Origin of the sequence: Streptomyces panaciradicis (assembly GCF_023516615.1) — a bacterium.
In the GTDB taxonomy this organism is placed as follows: Bacteria; Actinomycetota; Actinomycetes; order Streptomycetales; family Streptomycetaceae; genus Streptomyces; species Streptomyces panaciradicis.
Genome location: NZ_JAMGBF010000022.1, coordinates 123,151 through 136,318, shown reverse-complemented (window position 1 = coordinate 136,318; position 13,168 = coordinate 123,151). Strand labels below are relative to the sequence as shown.

At 69.0% G+C, this 13,168-nt stretch carries 13 protein-coding genes and 1 tRNA gene; 6 read left to right on the top strand and 8 right to left on the bottom strand.

Annotated features, from left to right (window positions below; translation table 11 throughout):
• The first annotated feature begins 307 nt into the window (after positions 1-307).
• The 3 genes from M8J74_RS10310 (at position 308) to M8J74_RS10300 (ending at position 3,242) form a co-directional block, all read left to right on the top strand.
• A complete protein-coding gene (locus M8J74_RS10310) occupies positions 308-1,756 on the top strand; it encodes an FG-GAP and VCBS repeat-containing protein (RefSeq protein WP_249836087.1) in 1,449 nt (482 codons plus the stop codon).
• A gap of 62 nt (positions 1,757-1,818) precedes the next feature.
• Positions 1,819-2,808 (top strand): YIP1 family protein, encoded by a 990-nt coding sequence (locus tag M8J74_RS10305; RefSeq protein ID WP_249836086.1) that lies wholly within the window; start codon positions 1,819-1,821, stop codon positions 2,806-2,808.
• 212 nt (positions 2,809-3,020) lie between these two features.
• Positions 3,021-3,242: a hypothetical protein gene (locus M8J74_RS10300; protein ID WP_249836085.1), complete on the top strand. Its 222-nt coding sequence runs from the start codon at positions 3,021-3,023 to the stop codon at positions 3,240-3,242.
• A gap of 378 nt (positions 3,243-3,620) precedes the next feature.
• Here M8J74_RS10300 and M8J74_RS10295 read toward each other — a convergent pair whose 3' ends face one another.
• Together M8J74_RS10295 and dcd are read right to left on the bottom strand one after the other, a co-directional pair.
• Positions 3,621-4,130, bottom strand: a complete 510-nt coding sequence (locus M8J74_RS10295; protein ID WP_249836084.1) for a phosphoribosyltransferase — start codon at positions 4,128-4,130, stop codon at positions 3,621-3,623.
• 5 nt (positions 4,131-4,135) lie between these two features.
• Positions 4,136-4,711 carry a dCTP deaminase gene (gene dcd, locus M8J74_RS10290; protein ID WP_249836083.1) on the bottom strand — a complete coding sequence of 192 codons (576 nt, stop codon included), beginning with the start codon at positions 4,709-4,711 and terminating at the stop codon, positions 4,136-4,138.
• A 523-nt stretch (positions 4,712-5,234) separates the two neighbouring features.
• On the opposite strand from dcd, the gene M8J74_RS10285 reads away from it, so the two are divergent.
• Positions 5,235-5,308 (top strand) — tRNA-Gly (locus tag M8J74_RS10285).
• A 450-nt stretch (positions 5,309-5,758) separates the two neighbouring features.
• On the opposite strand, the gene M8J74_RS10280 is transcribed toward M8J74_RS10285, so the two are convergent.
• The 6 genes from M8J74_RS10280 to M8J74_RS10255 form a co-directional block, all read right to left on the bottom strand.
• A complete protein-coding gene (locus M8J74_RS10280; RefSeq protein ID WP_249836082.1) occupies positions 5,759-6,295 on the bottom strand; it encodes a GNAT family N-acetyltransferase in 537 nt (178 codons plus the stop codon).
• Positions 6,296-6,336: 41 nt separating this feature from the next.
• Positions 6,337-6,816: an ASCH domain-containing protein gene (locus M8J74_RS10275; RefSeq protein WP_249836081.1), complete on the bottom strand. Its 480-nt coding sequence runs from the start codon at positions 6,814-6,816 to the stop codon at positions 6,337-6,339.
• Complete coding sequence (locus tag M8J74_RS10270; RefSeq protein WP_249836080.1) at positions 6,813-8,879, bottom strand: GNAT family N-acetyltransferase; 2,067 nt, start codon at positions 8,877-8,879, stop codon at positions 6,813-6,815. The genes M8J74_RS10275 and M8J74_RS10270 overlap by 4 nt, the downstream gene beginning before the upstream one ends.
• 187 nt (positions 8,880-9,066) lie before the next feature.
• A complete protein-coding gene (locus M8J74_RS10265) occupies positions 9,067-10,218 on the bottom strand; it encodes a tyrosine-type recombinase/integrase (protein WP_249836079.1) in 1,152 nt (383 codons plus the stop codon).
• On the bottom strand, positions 10,218-10,430 hold the full coding sequence (locus M8J74_RS10260; protein WP_249836078.1) for a helix-turn-helix domain-containing protein: 213 nt from the start codon (positions 10,428-10,430) through the stop codon (positions 10,218-10,220). The genes M8J74_RS10265 and M8J74_RS10260 overlap by 1 nt, the downstream gene beginning before the upstream one ends.
• Before the next feature lie 133 nt (positions 10,431-10,563).
• Positions 10,564-10,821 carry a helix-turn-helix domain-containing protein gene (locus M8J74_RS10255; RefSeq protein WP_249836077.1) on the bottom strand — a complete coding sequence of 86 codons (258 nt, stop codon included), beginning with the start codon at positions 10,819-10,821 and terminating at the stop codon, positions 10,564-10,566.
• A 482-nt stretch (positions 10,822-11,303) separates the two neighbouring features.
• Here M8J74_RS10255 and M8J74_RS10250 point away from each other — a divergent pair, with 482 nt between their 5' ends.
• Complete coding sequence (locus M8J74_RS10250; protein WP_249836076.1) at positions 11,304-12,146, top strand: helix-turn-helix domain-containing protein; 843 nt, start codon at positions 11,304-11,306, stop codon at positions 12,144-12,146.
• A 13-nt stretch (positions 12,147-12,159) separates the two neighbouring features.
• Positions 12,160-12,849 (top strand): zinc finger domain-containing protein, encoded by a 690-nt coding sequence (locus M8J74_RS10245; RefSeq protein ID WP_249836107.1) that lies wholly within the window; start codon positions 12,160-12,162, stop codon positions 12,847-12,849.
• The last annotated feature ends 319 nt before the right edge of the window (positions 12,850-13,168 follow it).

The window sequence follows — 13,168 nt, the reverse complement described above, 5'->3', positions numbered from 1 at the left end:
CTCCACTGTGCCCAGGCGCGGGCGCGCCGTCGCGGTGTCCCGGACGCGTGCATGAGGGGGCCGGCCTAGTCGGCGGGGCCGACGGGGTGGCGACACCGTCACCGTTCTTCCCGGCACCGGGAAAGGGCTGGTGGCGGCGCGGCGGCGGTCCGCTTCTCCGCCTCGGAGTTCCTGGCCGACCACTGACCCGCCTGAGAATATTTACCGTTCTCACGTACAACCCTTACCCGACGGCATAGGTCTCCCCAGGGCACGCCACCGACTGTCGATGCCCCCGGGCATCCCCGCATGCCGCAGGAGACCCCGCATGCACAAGCCCCTGCGACTCGCCCTCGCGTCGGCCACCGCGGCCGCGCTGACGGGCGGGCTGCTCACCCTCACCGCCGCCCCGGCGACCGCCGCGCCCTCCGGCCTGGCCGCCGACTTCAACGGCGACGGCTACCGCGACACCGCCGTCGCCGCCCCCTGCGCCACCGTCGGCACGGTCTCGTGCGCCGGCGCGGTCGTGGTGCTGTACGGCTCGTCCTCCGGTGTCTCGGCCACCAGGAAGACCGTGATCACGCAGAACTCCACCGGCGTCCCCGGCACCGCCGAGGAACTGGACCGCTTCGGCGACGGCCTCGCCACCGGAGACCTGGACGCCGACGGCTACGCCGACCTGATCGTCGGCACCCCGAACGAGGGCATCGGCGACCGCGCCGGCGTCGGCAGCGCGACCGTGATCTGGGGGTCCAAGTCGGGCCTGTCCGGCGGCGCCTCGCTGCCCTCCCCCTCCGGCCTGAGCGAGTGGGGCGGCTACGCCGGCTCCCTCGCCACCGGCGACTTCAACGGCGACGGCAGGACGGACGTGACCGCCACCGGCCAGAGCCGCACCGGCCTGTACCGGGGCCCCTTCACCCGCACCGGCAAGCCCCTGAGCCTGACCCCCGTGGAGGAGGTGGGCACCACGTACGAGGTCTTCGCCGGGGACATCGACGGCGACCGGGCGGCCGAGCGGGTGTACCCGTACCTCCTGGAGAGCGACGAGGCCGGCGTCATCGAGTACGTCCACTACGACCCCGCGGGCTGGGACGACCACCCCGAGTCCGACTACGCGCGCACCGCGCTGCCCGCCGCCGACGGCCACCAGGGCGCGATCGGCGACATCGACGGCGACGGCTACGGCGACCTCGTCCTCGGCGACCACGAGGACCCGCGCGCCGCCAAGCCGGGCGGCCACAAGGGCGGCCAGATCAGCGTCTGGTACGGCGGCCCGAACGGCCCCGACCCCGCGCAGACGCCGACGGTCGTCCACCAGGACACGACCGGCGTACCCGGCTCCGGCGAGACCGACGACCTCTTCGGCTCGGCGATCGCCGTCGGCGACATCAACGGCGACAAGTACGCCGACGTCGCCGTGGGCGCCTACGGCGAGGACAACGGCACCGCCAGGGACTCGGGTTCGGTGACGATCCTGTTCGGCTCGGCCACGGGCCTGAGGACCTCGAACGCGACGTCGTACACCCAGAACACCACGGGCGTGCCCGGCAGCAGCGAGACCGGCGACGCCTTCGGCATGACGGTCCGTCTGACCGACCTCGACAGGAACGGCAAGGCCGACCTCGTCATCGGCACCAGCTACGAGAACGGCTACGGCGCCGTCACCGTCCTGAAGGGCACCGCCTCCGGCCTCACCGCCACCGGCGCCAAGTCGCTCACCGCCCGCGACCTCTCCCTCAAGGGCGGCTCCGACTTCGGCTGGGAGATCGCCCTGTGAGGCAGGGGGACTTGACGCTTCCGGGGGCTCCCTAAGGGGCCGCCGGTCCGCCCCCTTAGGGGATGTCACAGGTCGGCCGCAAAGCCGGGCCCGAACGGCCGGGTCCGGCACGTCACTCTCCGGGACCAGGTACGTTCGAAGACGTGGCTGGATTCAGGATCGGACGCGGCGGCCGGAACAACGGCGCTCCGCAAACGCGACCGCAAAACCCCCCGCACGGACAGCAGACGCCGCAGGGACCGTCGTACGGCTATCCGCCGGCGCCGCATCCCCACCCGGGTCAGCAGTACGGCAACGGCGGCGGCCAGTGGCCGCAGTCGGGCGGTGCCGGCGGCTACGGCGAGCCGGAGTACTTCGGCGACGGCGGCGGCTACGCACCGCACGGCGGACCGGACCCGTACGCGGCCAACAACCCGGGTCACACGCAGGCGTTCTCCGTCGGCGAGGACCCCTACAGCCAGGGCGAGACCTACCGCGCCGGTTCGGCCCAGTCGCCGTCCGGCCCGATCGGCCCCCGGCTGCACTGGAAGGACCTGCTCCGCGGGATCGTCCTCTCCCCCGCCCAGACGTTCCTGCAGATGCGGGACTACGCCATGTGGGGCCCCGCTCTCGTCGTCACCTTCCTCTACGGCCTGCTGGCCGTGTTCGGCTTCGACGGCGCCCGCTCGGACGCGATCAACGCCACCCTGTCGAACGCGGTGCCGATCGTCCTGACGACCGCGGTGGCCATGGTCGTCTCGTCCTTCGTCCTGGGCGTGGTCACCCACACGCTGGCCCGCCAGCTCGGGGGCGACGGGGCCTGGCAGCCCACGGTCGGCCTGTCCATGCTGATCACGTCCCTCACGGACGCCCCCCGTCTGGTCTTCGCCATGTTCTTCGGCGGCGACGCGACGTTCGTGCAAATGCTCGGCTGGGCCACCTGGGTGGCGGCCGGTGCCCTGCTGACCATGATGGTCAGCCGCTCCCACGACCTTCCGTGGCCGAAGGCCCTGGGCGCGTCGGCGATCCAGCTGATCGCGCTGCTGTCGATCGTGAAGCTGGGCACGTTCTAGAGGCTGGCCGTCATCGGACCGACGAGAGGGGCTCCCGGGGTGTCACCGGGAGCCCCGGCACGGTCGGTGAGGAGGCCGTGGCCGGTTTTTTTCCCGGCCGTTTCTCTCCTGCCGTCTGGAAACCCCAGGTCAGCGGCGGGCAGCCGTGGCCGTCATGCTGATCTGTGCCGCCGGCCACAGCGAGCGGGGCGCAACTGGGCGCATACTGAGCCATGACAAAGCCTGCGGCATCGAAGCGCCATCTGCCCACCAGCCCGTTCAAGGCGCCGGTCGCACCGGCCCCGAAACACTTCGCGACGGGCGACCAGGTCACCCACGACATGTACGGCCTCGGCCGGGTGATCGGCATCGAGGAAGGCATCGCGGCCCTCGTGGATTTCGGCACCGCCCAGATGCGCATCCTGAGCCCGTACACCAAGATGACCAAGTTGTAGAACCGCTGTGCCCGGTCACGGCACACCGGGCTCCTTCAGGAGCCCGTAACGAAAGGCAGACCTCTCATCGACCAGACTTCGCTGTTCTCCGCCCCCCTGGAAGGGCAGCCCCGCCGCCCCGCCGCCGTCTCGCCGCCTCCGGCGACGGCGCCGTTCCAGGCCCCGGACTTCGGCCGGGACGAGTTCTTCGAGGACGACGAGTCCTTCCCGTCCGAGGCGCAGGAGCCCGAGCCCACCAGGCGCCCGGCGCGCCAAAGGGCCACCCGCCGGTAGTCGACGGCGGTGCGGGCCCCGACGCCGCAGCAGCGAGAGAGCCCCCGGCGTTTCGCCGAGGGGCTCTCCTGCTGCCCGCAACAGTCCTTCCGCGAACCCCGCGGTTCAGACGGCTTCCCGGTTCTCCTTCGGCGCCTCTCCCGACTTGTGTACCGGAGGCAGAACACTCCACGGGAAGTTGATCCACTCGTCGGTGCGCTTCCACACGTACTCGCACTTCACCAGCGACTGCGACTTCTCGTAGATGACGGCGGAGCGCACCTCGGCGACGTGGTCGAGGCAGAAGTCCCGCACCAGTTTGAGCGTCTTGCCGGTGTCGGCGACGTCGTCGGTGATGAGGACCTTCTTGTCGGAGAAGTCGATGACGTTGGGCACGGGCGCGAGCATGACCGGCATCTCCAGGGTGGTGCCCACCCCGGTGTAGAACTCCACGTTCACCAGGTGGATGTTCTTGCAGTCCAGGGCGTAGGCGAGCCCGCCGGCGACGAACACCCCGCCGCGCGCGATGCTGAGGACGACGTCCGGCTCGTACCCGTCGTCGGCGATGGTCTGCGCCAGCTCGCGTACGGCCGTCCCGAACGCCTCGTAGGTCAGGTTCTCCCGCACGCCGCTCACGTCCGTCACACCTGCGTCCGGTGGAAGTTGAGGTAGGAGCGCGAGGCGGTGGGGCCGCGCTGGCCCTGGTACCGGGAGCCGTACCGCTCGCTGCCGTACGGGAACTCGGCGGGCGAGGAGAGCCGGAACAGGCACAGCTGCCCGATCTTCATGCCGGGCCACAGCTTGATGGGGAGGGTGGCGAGGTTGGAGAGCTCCAGGGTCACGTGACCGGAGAACCCGGGGTCGATGAACCCGGCGGTGGAGTGCGTGACGAGGCCGAGCCGGCCGAGGGAGCTCTTGCCCTCCAGGCGGGAGGCGAGATCGTCGGGAAGCGTGATGACCTCGTACGTCGACGCGAGCACGAACTCCCCGGGGTGCAGGATGAACGGCTCGTCGCCCTCCGGCTCCACCAGCCGCGTGAGGTCGGGCTGCTCGACGGAGGGGTCGATGTGCGGGTACCGGTGGTTCTCGAACACCCGGAAGTACCGGTCCAGCCGGACGTCGACGCTCGACGGCTGCACCATGGATTCTTCGAGGGGATCGATCCGTACCCGCCCGGCGTCGATCTCGGCCCGGATGTCCTTGTCTGAGAGAAGCACGCCCCGAGGATACGCAAGGCGCGCGAGCCGACCACAATCGTGGCAGCCCGCGCGCCTGCTCTTTCGTGCTGTCTGCCGGCCGCTCGGGCCGCTACCGCTTCTCGAGGGTCACCGGTACGACGCTGCGAAGCCGCGCACAGCGGGGACATCGGAGCAACCGACCGGGGCCGAGCCGCTCGGCCTGCTGCATCGGGAACGAAGCGGTGCTGAACACGTGCCCATCGGCACAACGGACGACGGTGCGCTCCATCAAGTTCTGGAGTCCCTTCCCCAAAGAGCCTCGCCGGGCTGCTGCTCACCGGACGACAAATGCCACATTACGGGATCGAAGGAACGACTCTCCAGGCGGCACTCCGGCCTCACCCGGACCCTCTCCCACCCCTCCACCGTACGCCCCAACTCCTGCCCCTCACAGCCCCATCCATCCCCTGAAACGCACTCAGACCCCGCGGCTCCAGCGCCGGGGGTCTGCCATGAGGTAAGGTAACGTTGCGTTCCGACACCGACTCCGTCGGCGTCTCACGCGGGTGTAGTTTAATGGTAGAACATCAGCTTCCCAAGCTGAGAGCGCGAGTTCGATTCTCGTCACCCGCTCCAGAGAGAAACCCCAGGTCGGCGATCTGGGGTTTGTTTGTTGCCTAGACCAATTTGAGGGTGGCGTGCCCTCCGTGTGCCCTAAGTCGAGCTGAACGCGGCACCTCAGGGGCGTTCGGCGGCCACTTTGGGTGACTCGACTCCCAAGCATCTCAAATGGCGAGACGCGTTTTGAGTGACCTGCGTCACTACTGAGGACTGTGCCTGCGAAGTCGCTTACGCAAAGCCTCAGTTCACGGCAACTACGTGCAGACCACCGCGCGTGATACCCGGTCCGGAGACTAGGAGGCGGTTCTCGGCTCACAGGAGACCTCCCTTGGCAGCGCTCGGCTTCGGCCTCTCCGCATTCGCCGAGTTCGCGACCTGGTACGGCAATTGGCCCCCACACACTGTGCGGAATGGAGTGAACTTTTGTCGCCGCGCTGGGTAGGCGCCCCTCCCCGAAGGAACCCGTCACATGGGGAGCGAGAACAGCCGTACCGGTCCTGGCGGCCAGCGGGCGTCGTCGCGCAGGGGCGTCACCATGGTCTGCAGCGGCATGGTCACCAGGCGGCCTTCGGGTTGTTCAACGAGTACTCCCCCGTCGAGCAGGTGCCATCCGAGGCGCCGATAGAGCGCCACGAGAGGAGGCCGGCAGAACAGAAGCGCGTGCTCAGGGCCCATCGTGCGGGCGTGCTCCAGCGCTGCTGTGACGACGAGCCGAGCCAGGCCCCGACCTTGCATGCCCGGCGCGACGGCCACCCCACCAACGCCCACCACCTCTGTCGCGGCGCCGCCGATCGCGACAGGCAGTCGCAGCAGGCCGGCGTGCGCCACGAGCCGGCCTTCGTGCCTGATGGCGAAGTGTTCTTCCTTCGGCAGCCAGATCAGACCGACAGAGGCGACACCGAAGGGATCATCGCCGTCGCCGAGGATCTCCTCCTGGTCCGCTTTCGTGTACTGGGGGAGCCGCACCACGGCCGGTGCCACGTAGGATCGGTTCTCAGGCATTCCCACATGATGATCTCTTCCCCAGGCAGTGGCCAAGCGATCTACGCGTGCACCGCATCCGGCAGTGCTTGCCGCAGCGCACTGCCCACGGCGGGCCCAGCCTCTGATACCTGACGCAGTTCAGCACTCTTCAGATAGCGATAGCTCTGCGGAGGGTGGAAGGTCCCCGCAGAGCGCAGCGCGCTGAGCGTCACCGGCTCGTCGAAGGACACGGGGTCCTCCAAGGTGAGACCGCTCGCTTGGGTCGCACCGCTCATATACGCGTCGTACTCGCGCCGGGTGATCCCTGTCTGTGCACGATGCGCCGACCAGACCTCCTTGGGGGAGGCAACGTGGACCGATGCGATACGCGCCATGCCGACCAGAGCCATGGTGGGGGCAGTCGCGTAGAGCAGGACGGGCGTTCCGGGAGGAGCGGCGACGCGTTGGCGGCGGACCTCCACCGTCTTGCTGCCGGCCAGGATCGCGGTGGCGAAGCGCGGGTGGACGGACAGCAGCATCGCGCGTTCCGGATCGTTCACGTCTTTCGGTGCCCCTCTTTGTAGACCGCCTGGAACAGCTCGTTGCTGATCTTCGACAGCGAGATCAGCGAGTTCGATGACCAAGGTAGTCCCAGCTCCCTGGCCAGCGCGGTCAATCGCTTCAGCGTCACCGGCCTGGGGAAGATCTCGGTGTCCGAGAACCTCAGTGCCATGGCGTGACCTGAGGCATCAGCCGCTTCCTGAACCTCAGCTCGACCATATACGCCCAGGTGTTCGAATTTCGAGAACAGGGCATCAGGTGTGTCGATGAGCACTTCGTCAAGCCGCGAACTGCCCACGATCATCTGGCTTTCCACCCCGGCGGGCCCCTCACTGACGTACCAGAGGAGGCGGGCGGGAACGCTCTCGCCTCGATGCCCCGACGAACGGTAGTAGACGTGCTCCCTACTGATGCCCAGGACGTCGCTGCGCGGCAGGAGCATGGCCGGGACGTTGAACAGTTCGGTGGACCAACGCGGTTTGATCGGCACCACGAAGGACGGCAACCCGGAGTCGATGACCTTCGTCGGCCACCAGGCGCGTTCCACCACGGCGGCTACCTCGGCGGGCATGCCCTCATGCAGGGCGGCTGCCTCCACGGTCAGCTCGCGAGCGAGCCCTCCAGCCACGGCCTCCACCTCAGCTGCCGTACCGCACACGTTTACCAGGAGAGCCACGAGCCTGCCGTCGTGCTCGAAGAAGCCGTCATCCCCACCGGCTGCCTTGGCCACGGCCGAGGGATGCGGGTCGGTGATTCGAATGGTCTCCGCGCCGCAGTCCCGCCCAAGGCGCTTGAGCAGGAAGAGGAGTTGCCTGGCCAGGGTCTCTTCGAGCGGATGTTCTGCGGTGCGGAGCACAGGGACCATCAGGGTCCGCCCGTCCAGCGCCCACGCGTAGAGGGCTACGGGGTGGCCCTCCCCGTCCCGAAGCAGTTCGCGGCGCCAATCGATCGAGTCGGCGGCCAGGGAGCGCAAGCGTTCAGCGAAGGCCGATCCGTCGTCCCCGCCGGACTGATTGAAAAAGGCAACCAGTTCGTCCTCGGCGCCTGGGGACACCTCCATGGACCGGAAGTCCGTACCCATCAGGTCGGCCGGGCGGTAGACCTGGGCCTGTCGAAGCTCGTCCACGTGCAGCGTCACCGTGGCGGGCGATACGACGCGGACCCTGGCAACTTCCCAAGCCACGTCCGCCAGGCGGGACAGGAGGGGGTTCCGAGTGGCCAGCACGCGGAGGCCGGCGCACGAGGTCTCGGCCACGTACTGCGCGCAGCGACGGAGTGCCCCGTCGTCGGAAAGGTCCGGGAGTGACTTCTTGGCCGCGCTGAGCAGTTCAGCCGTTCGTTCAGCCACGGCCGCAGGGGCGGGAGTGAGCTGACGCAGTCCGGACAGCGCCGCCCGCTGGTGCTGGCGCTCGGCGGTGTCGGCGATATCGCGGATTTGATGGACCAGTTGGGGCGTGTAGGCGAGCTCGACGAGATCCGTCATCCAGCCCGCTTCCAGGGCACGGGATTCCTCTACGTCGGTTGTGTAGGTGAGTCCGCGGAGATCTGCGAACACCTCGTGGTCGACCGCGACGACCAGCAGGGCATCGCTCTCCACCTCAGTGAAGAGGTGGGGGTGCCCGAGATCCAGCCACCATCCGTCGAGGATCTCCCCGTCCCGGCCGCGTCCGCGTACCTCGCCGTGAGGGACGAACCCCAGGCTCGTCCACATGCCGCTGAGGTTGTAGTCCCGACGACACTTGGCCTTTATGCCGAGCCGTTGTGGATACCTCTTCCTGATCTCCTCCACCAGTTGCCGTGCGATGCTCCTGCCGCGCTGCTCCTCCGCCACGCACAAGTGGGCCAGGCGTATGTGCGCGCTCCTTTTCGGGAGCCCGAACAATGCGTAGCCGATCACCTCGTCCGCCTCAACAGCTACGAGTAGTCCACCGTCTTCCGCCGCCTTGGCGTACGCGGGAGGCTTCAAGAGCCCCAACGTCTTCGTGTATCGATTGCCCAGCACGATGGCCTTGTCGATCAGCTCGTTCTGCGCAGGCGCAACCGACAGCAACTTGATCGCCACTACTCCCCCTCCAGAAGGGCCGACCGAGACCAGCCTCAACTCCCCTGTCAGTACATACAGAGAAAGCTGATCTCAACGGAAGCCGTCCCTCAAGGGGGCACGAGGGGCGCACGGTGCTGCAGCGGCAATCCCGACACGGCTACGGGCGTAGCGAAACCCGGCCGGATTCGCTACGCCCATCGCATCGTCACGCTTCTGCGGCTGGCATTCCCCCCACATCTGCCTGGCGCAGTTGCTGCCGCACCTCGGCGTCGATGCCCCGAGCAAGCTTGCGCTGGTGCTTCGCCGTCGAGTGCTGGTAGATCAGCTGGGCCCGCTCCGAAGACTGGCCGGCGCGGACCATGAGGTCCTTCAACTTGGCTCCGGTGTCAGCGGCCAGAGTGTTGCCGGTGTGGCGGAGGTCGTAGAAGCGGAAGTTGTCCGGCATCCCGACCTTGGTGCGCGCCTTTCGCCACTTGCGGCCGAAGGTCGAGCGGCGAAAGGGGGCGCCCTTCTCGCCGACGAAGATCAGGCCGTCCCGTTCCTTCTCGGCGAACCACTGGAGGTGGCGGCGGAGCTCGGGGAGCAGGAAGTCGGGCAGGTACACGGTGCGTTTGCCCGCACGGGACTTGGGGTCGCCCGTCACTCGTCGTCCGTTCGTCAGCTCCGGGGAAGCCTGCGTGATGCGCAGGGAGCATTCGTCGAGATCGACACTGTGACGGCGCAGTTCGGCCAGCTCCTCCGGGCGGAGGGAGGCGAAGGCGCCGAGCAGGACCATCAGGCGCCAGCGTGGGCCCATGGCGTCGGCGAGGTCGAAGACCTGCGCGATGGTGGCGGTGGGGCGCTCGTCGGCCTGCTCCTTGCCGGCGCCCTTGATGCGGCACGGGTTGGTTCGGAGGAGGTCGTCGTCGACCGCCGTCTGCAGGATGCCCTTCAGCAGGCGGTACGACTTGGCGACCGTGGTCGGGCCGGTCGCCTTCAGGCGCTCGGCTCGCCACGTGCGGACAGAGGGCGGGGTGATCTCGTCCAGGTCCTTGCCGCCGAACGTCGGCAGGATGTGCCCGCGCAGCAGACCCCCGTACCGGTCGACCGTGGTCGCGGCCAGGCCACGCTCCTCCATCCAACGCAGGGCGTACTTCTCGAAGTTGAGCGCGCCTGCATCCGGGTTGTGCCAGGTGTTGCGCTCGATGTCGGCGCGGACGAGGTTGAGCCAGTCCTGGGCGTCGGACCTGGTCTCGAACGTCTCCGGTGCGGTGTACCGCTGGCCGTCCGGTCCGATGTAGCGGGCCTGCCACCGGCCCGAGGGGAGCCGCCGTACCGTGCCGAACTCGCGCCGCCGCTGCGGCTTGCGTCCCGCCATCAGGCCGCCTTCCCGTAGCGGGCACGGCTGCGGCGGACCGGCTCGACGGTGCGCGCCTCGACGTACTCGGCGACCGCGCTCTCGGGGATGCGCACCGGGCGGCCGAGCTTGACGTAGCGGATACGGCGCTCGGCGATGAGGCGGCGGACGAAGCGCTCGCCGGTGCCGAGCAGCTCGCCGGCTTCGGCCACGGTCAGGAGGCGGTCAGCCATTCCACATTCACCTCCTTCGCGGTGCACTGAGAGCGGGCGTGGGCAGGGGGTATTGCAGGTCGGCGCAAGGGCGAAGCGTCCTTTACTCGGGGAAGCGGTTTGGGGCAGCAGTCCGGGCCAGTGGCAGGCGGGCCTATGTGGCTTGAACCCCGTGGAGAAGTGCCAGGGGCGAGACCCGGAGGGCCTGGGCGAGGGCGACGAGGTCGTCGATGTCGCAGCGGCGTTGGGCGCGTTCGATGCGGGACAGCATCGTGTTGGTCATCGGACGGCCGAAAGCGGAGACGCGGGCGGCGAGCTCGCGCTGGGCGAGGCCGCGTTCGGTGCGGAGGATTTCGATGGTGCGGGCGGTCCGTATTCCGGCCGGACCGATTTCCAGGGATCGTGCTGCCATAGCTCCATTTGTAGCTCCGGATCCCCGGTTTGGTTAACCGGCGATCGTCGGCTATGTTGCGCCCGGCTCAGCGGCCGGGACGTACCTGCGGGCTGGGTTTCGAGTATCCGGTCGGCGGTGGCTTCGTCAGCCCGGAGACATGCTCTGACGTGGGGTGTTGTGTTGTAGCTTGCGCTCGCAGCGGGAGTCAACGGGTTCTCGATGTGATGCTTCTGGCTTCATCTGACGGGGCATTATTTCGGCAACCGGCGATTCGGGTTTATAGTTTTGGTCCCTCGCTCGTCGTAAGCGTTCGCCGTCAGCTGTCTGATTTCCCGGCGGAATGCTGGACTTGTGCGGCATGGGTGTGGCTGTCTTGGCCATACGACGCCACCAGCCTCCCCCGCACCTTCGGGCCGGGGCTGTGTGCCACCCCTCTCCCTGTGCACCGCCCGTCGAGGGCCGCCCGCATCTCACCGTCCTCACCTAGGAGCCGCCGCCTCATGAGCCACGACGCCCGCGAATGGGTGTGGAACAACAGCCACAGCAAAGGCACCGCCCGCCTGGTCCTCGCTTTGATCGCCGACCGGTGCATCGACCGGCGCTGCATCGCGTACGCGTCCGTGCCCACCCTCATGAAGCGCGCGAACGCCTCCCGCACCGCGGTGCGTGACGCACTGGCCAAGCTGATCGCCGGCGGGGAGCTGGTCCCGCTCCCCGGACGCAAGGGGCCACGGGGAGAGACGTACTACCACCTGCCGGACGCTGCCCGGTTCCTCGCCGAACAGGCTGCCGAGGGGGATCAGGATCTGCCCCTCCCGGGGGGTCAGGATCCGACCCCTGGGGGCCCGGAATCCGACCCTGCCGACGCCTTCGACGGGGGGCCGGAATCTGATCCCCCGGTACGGAATGTGACCCCCAGGGGGGTCGGATTCAGACCCTCTGGGGGTGCGGATTCCGACCCCCAGAACAGAAGAGAACCGAAGGTGAACGGTAGTAACAGCAGCAGCTCTGCCCCGCTCATCTCCGCCACCGACTGGCAGATCGACGACGACGCCCGGGCCTGGCTGCAGGACCACGGCCACCTCGCCCGACTCGGCGAGCATGCCCTGCACGCCGCCGACGAGAAGTGGCGCACCTACCGGGCCACCTGGGACCCCCGCACCGCTGCAGCCTGGGCTGCCGACTGGCGCGCGTGGATCGCCCGCGAGCGCACCCCCACCCCTGGCCGCCCCAACCTCTACGCCCTGCCCGGCGGCACGCCCACCTCGACCACCGGCATGACGCGCTCCGAAGCGCACATGGCCGCCCTGCTCGCCGCCCTCGACGAACCGACCGGATCGTAAGGAGTAACCACCCCTGGAGCGCAACGAAATCGCCGCCATCCTCGCCTACATCGGCCGCCTGGACCCCCGCACCATCCGCACCGGCCCGGGCGAAGCGGGTGACCAGATCGCCCAGTGGCAGGAGCTGCTCGACGACGTGCCCTTCGCCACCGACCACGGCTGGGACGTCCGCGAGGCGATACGGTCCCACGTCCTCGACTCGCCGTACCCGATCCTGCCCGTGGACATCGCCCGCAAGTGGCGTGCCCACCGACGCGACCGCCTCGACCGGCACACCGACCCCACACCGGCTGCCGACCCGGACGATCCAGCCGCCTGGCGAGCCGAGCTGCTCCGGTCCCGCAACGCTGTCGCCGCCGGTATGGCCGCCCCCTCGACGCACCAGCAGATCACCAGCGGTGGCCGGTCCCGCGACATCGAGGAGCGCCTGCGCGAGATCGGGTCGTGCATCCCGCCGGCTGTCCGCGCCGAGCTGGCCGGCTACCGTCGGACCCGCGCCGCGCGCGAAGCTGCCGGCGCCAGCGGCGTCCCCGACGCGCTCAGCGTCCGGTGCGAGTGGTGCCACGCACCTGCGGGTGCGCCGTGCCGTCAACGGCGGACGAACCCTGACGGCACCGCCAGGGGCAACACCGTACGGGCGGCTCCCCACCCGTCGCGCATCGATCTCGCCACCGCCCGGCTAGACCGACAGCGAGCTGCATGACGCAGCCCGGCCTCGCTCCTCGTGGCAGCTGCGCCGTCCTACGACCGAGCGGTCCCGGACGAGCCGTACGCGATCGACGTGGACATCCTGACGACCGCGTCCCGGGGACCGAGCCCGCGAAGATCGGGGACCGAACCTCGGTCCCCGACGGTCCCCGAGATCACGATCACCTCATGGCGGGGACGGTGGCGCACGGGGACCGCATCGCGGGGACCATGACGACGACGCACCGGGGACCGAGAGGGGACCAGTCCCCGAGGAAACCGCAGCTCAGAGGTCGTTTCGTGCCCGTCCCCAGAGCGTCCCAGGGACGGTGACC

Bases quoted from the DNA above. Each gene is read 5' to 3' on its own strand.
- M8J74_RS10310 (WP_249836087.1), top strand. From the start codon at position 308: ATGCACAAGCCCCTGCGACTCGCCCTCGCGTCGGCCACCGCGGCCGCG.
- M8J74_RS10305 (WP_249836086.1), top strand. From the start codon at position 1,819: ATGTCACAGGTCGGCCGCAAAGCCGGGCCCGAACGGCCGGGTCCGGCA.
- M8J74_RS10300 (WP_249836085.1), top strand. From the start codon at position 3,021: ATGACAAAGCCTGCGGCATCGAAGCGCCATCTGCCCACCAGCCCGTTC.
- M8J74_RS10280 (WP_249836082.1), bottom strand. From the start codon at position 6,295: ATGCCTGAGAACCGATCCTACGTGGCACCGGCCGTGGTGCGGCTCCCC.
- M8J74_RS10265 (WP_249836079.1), bottom strand. From the start codon at position 10,218: ATGGCGGGACGCAAGCCGCAGCGGCGGCGCGAGTTCGGCACGGTACGG.
- M8J74_RS10260 (WP_249836078.1), bottom strand. From the start codon at position 10,430: ATGGCTGACCGCCTCCTGACCGTGGCCGAAGCCGGCGAGCTGCTCGGC.
- M8J74_RS10255 (WP_249836077.1), bottom strand. From the start codon at position 10,821: ATGGCAGCACGATCCCTGGAAATCGGTCCGGCCGGAATACGGACCGCC.
- M8J74_RS10250 (WP_249836076.1), top strand. From the start codon at position 11,304: ATGAGCCACGACGCCCGCGAATGGGTGTGGAACAACAGCCACAGCAAA.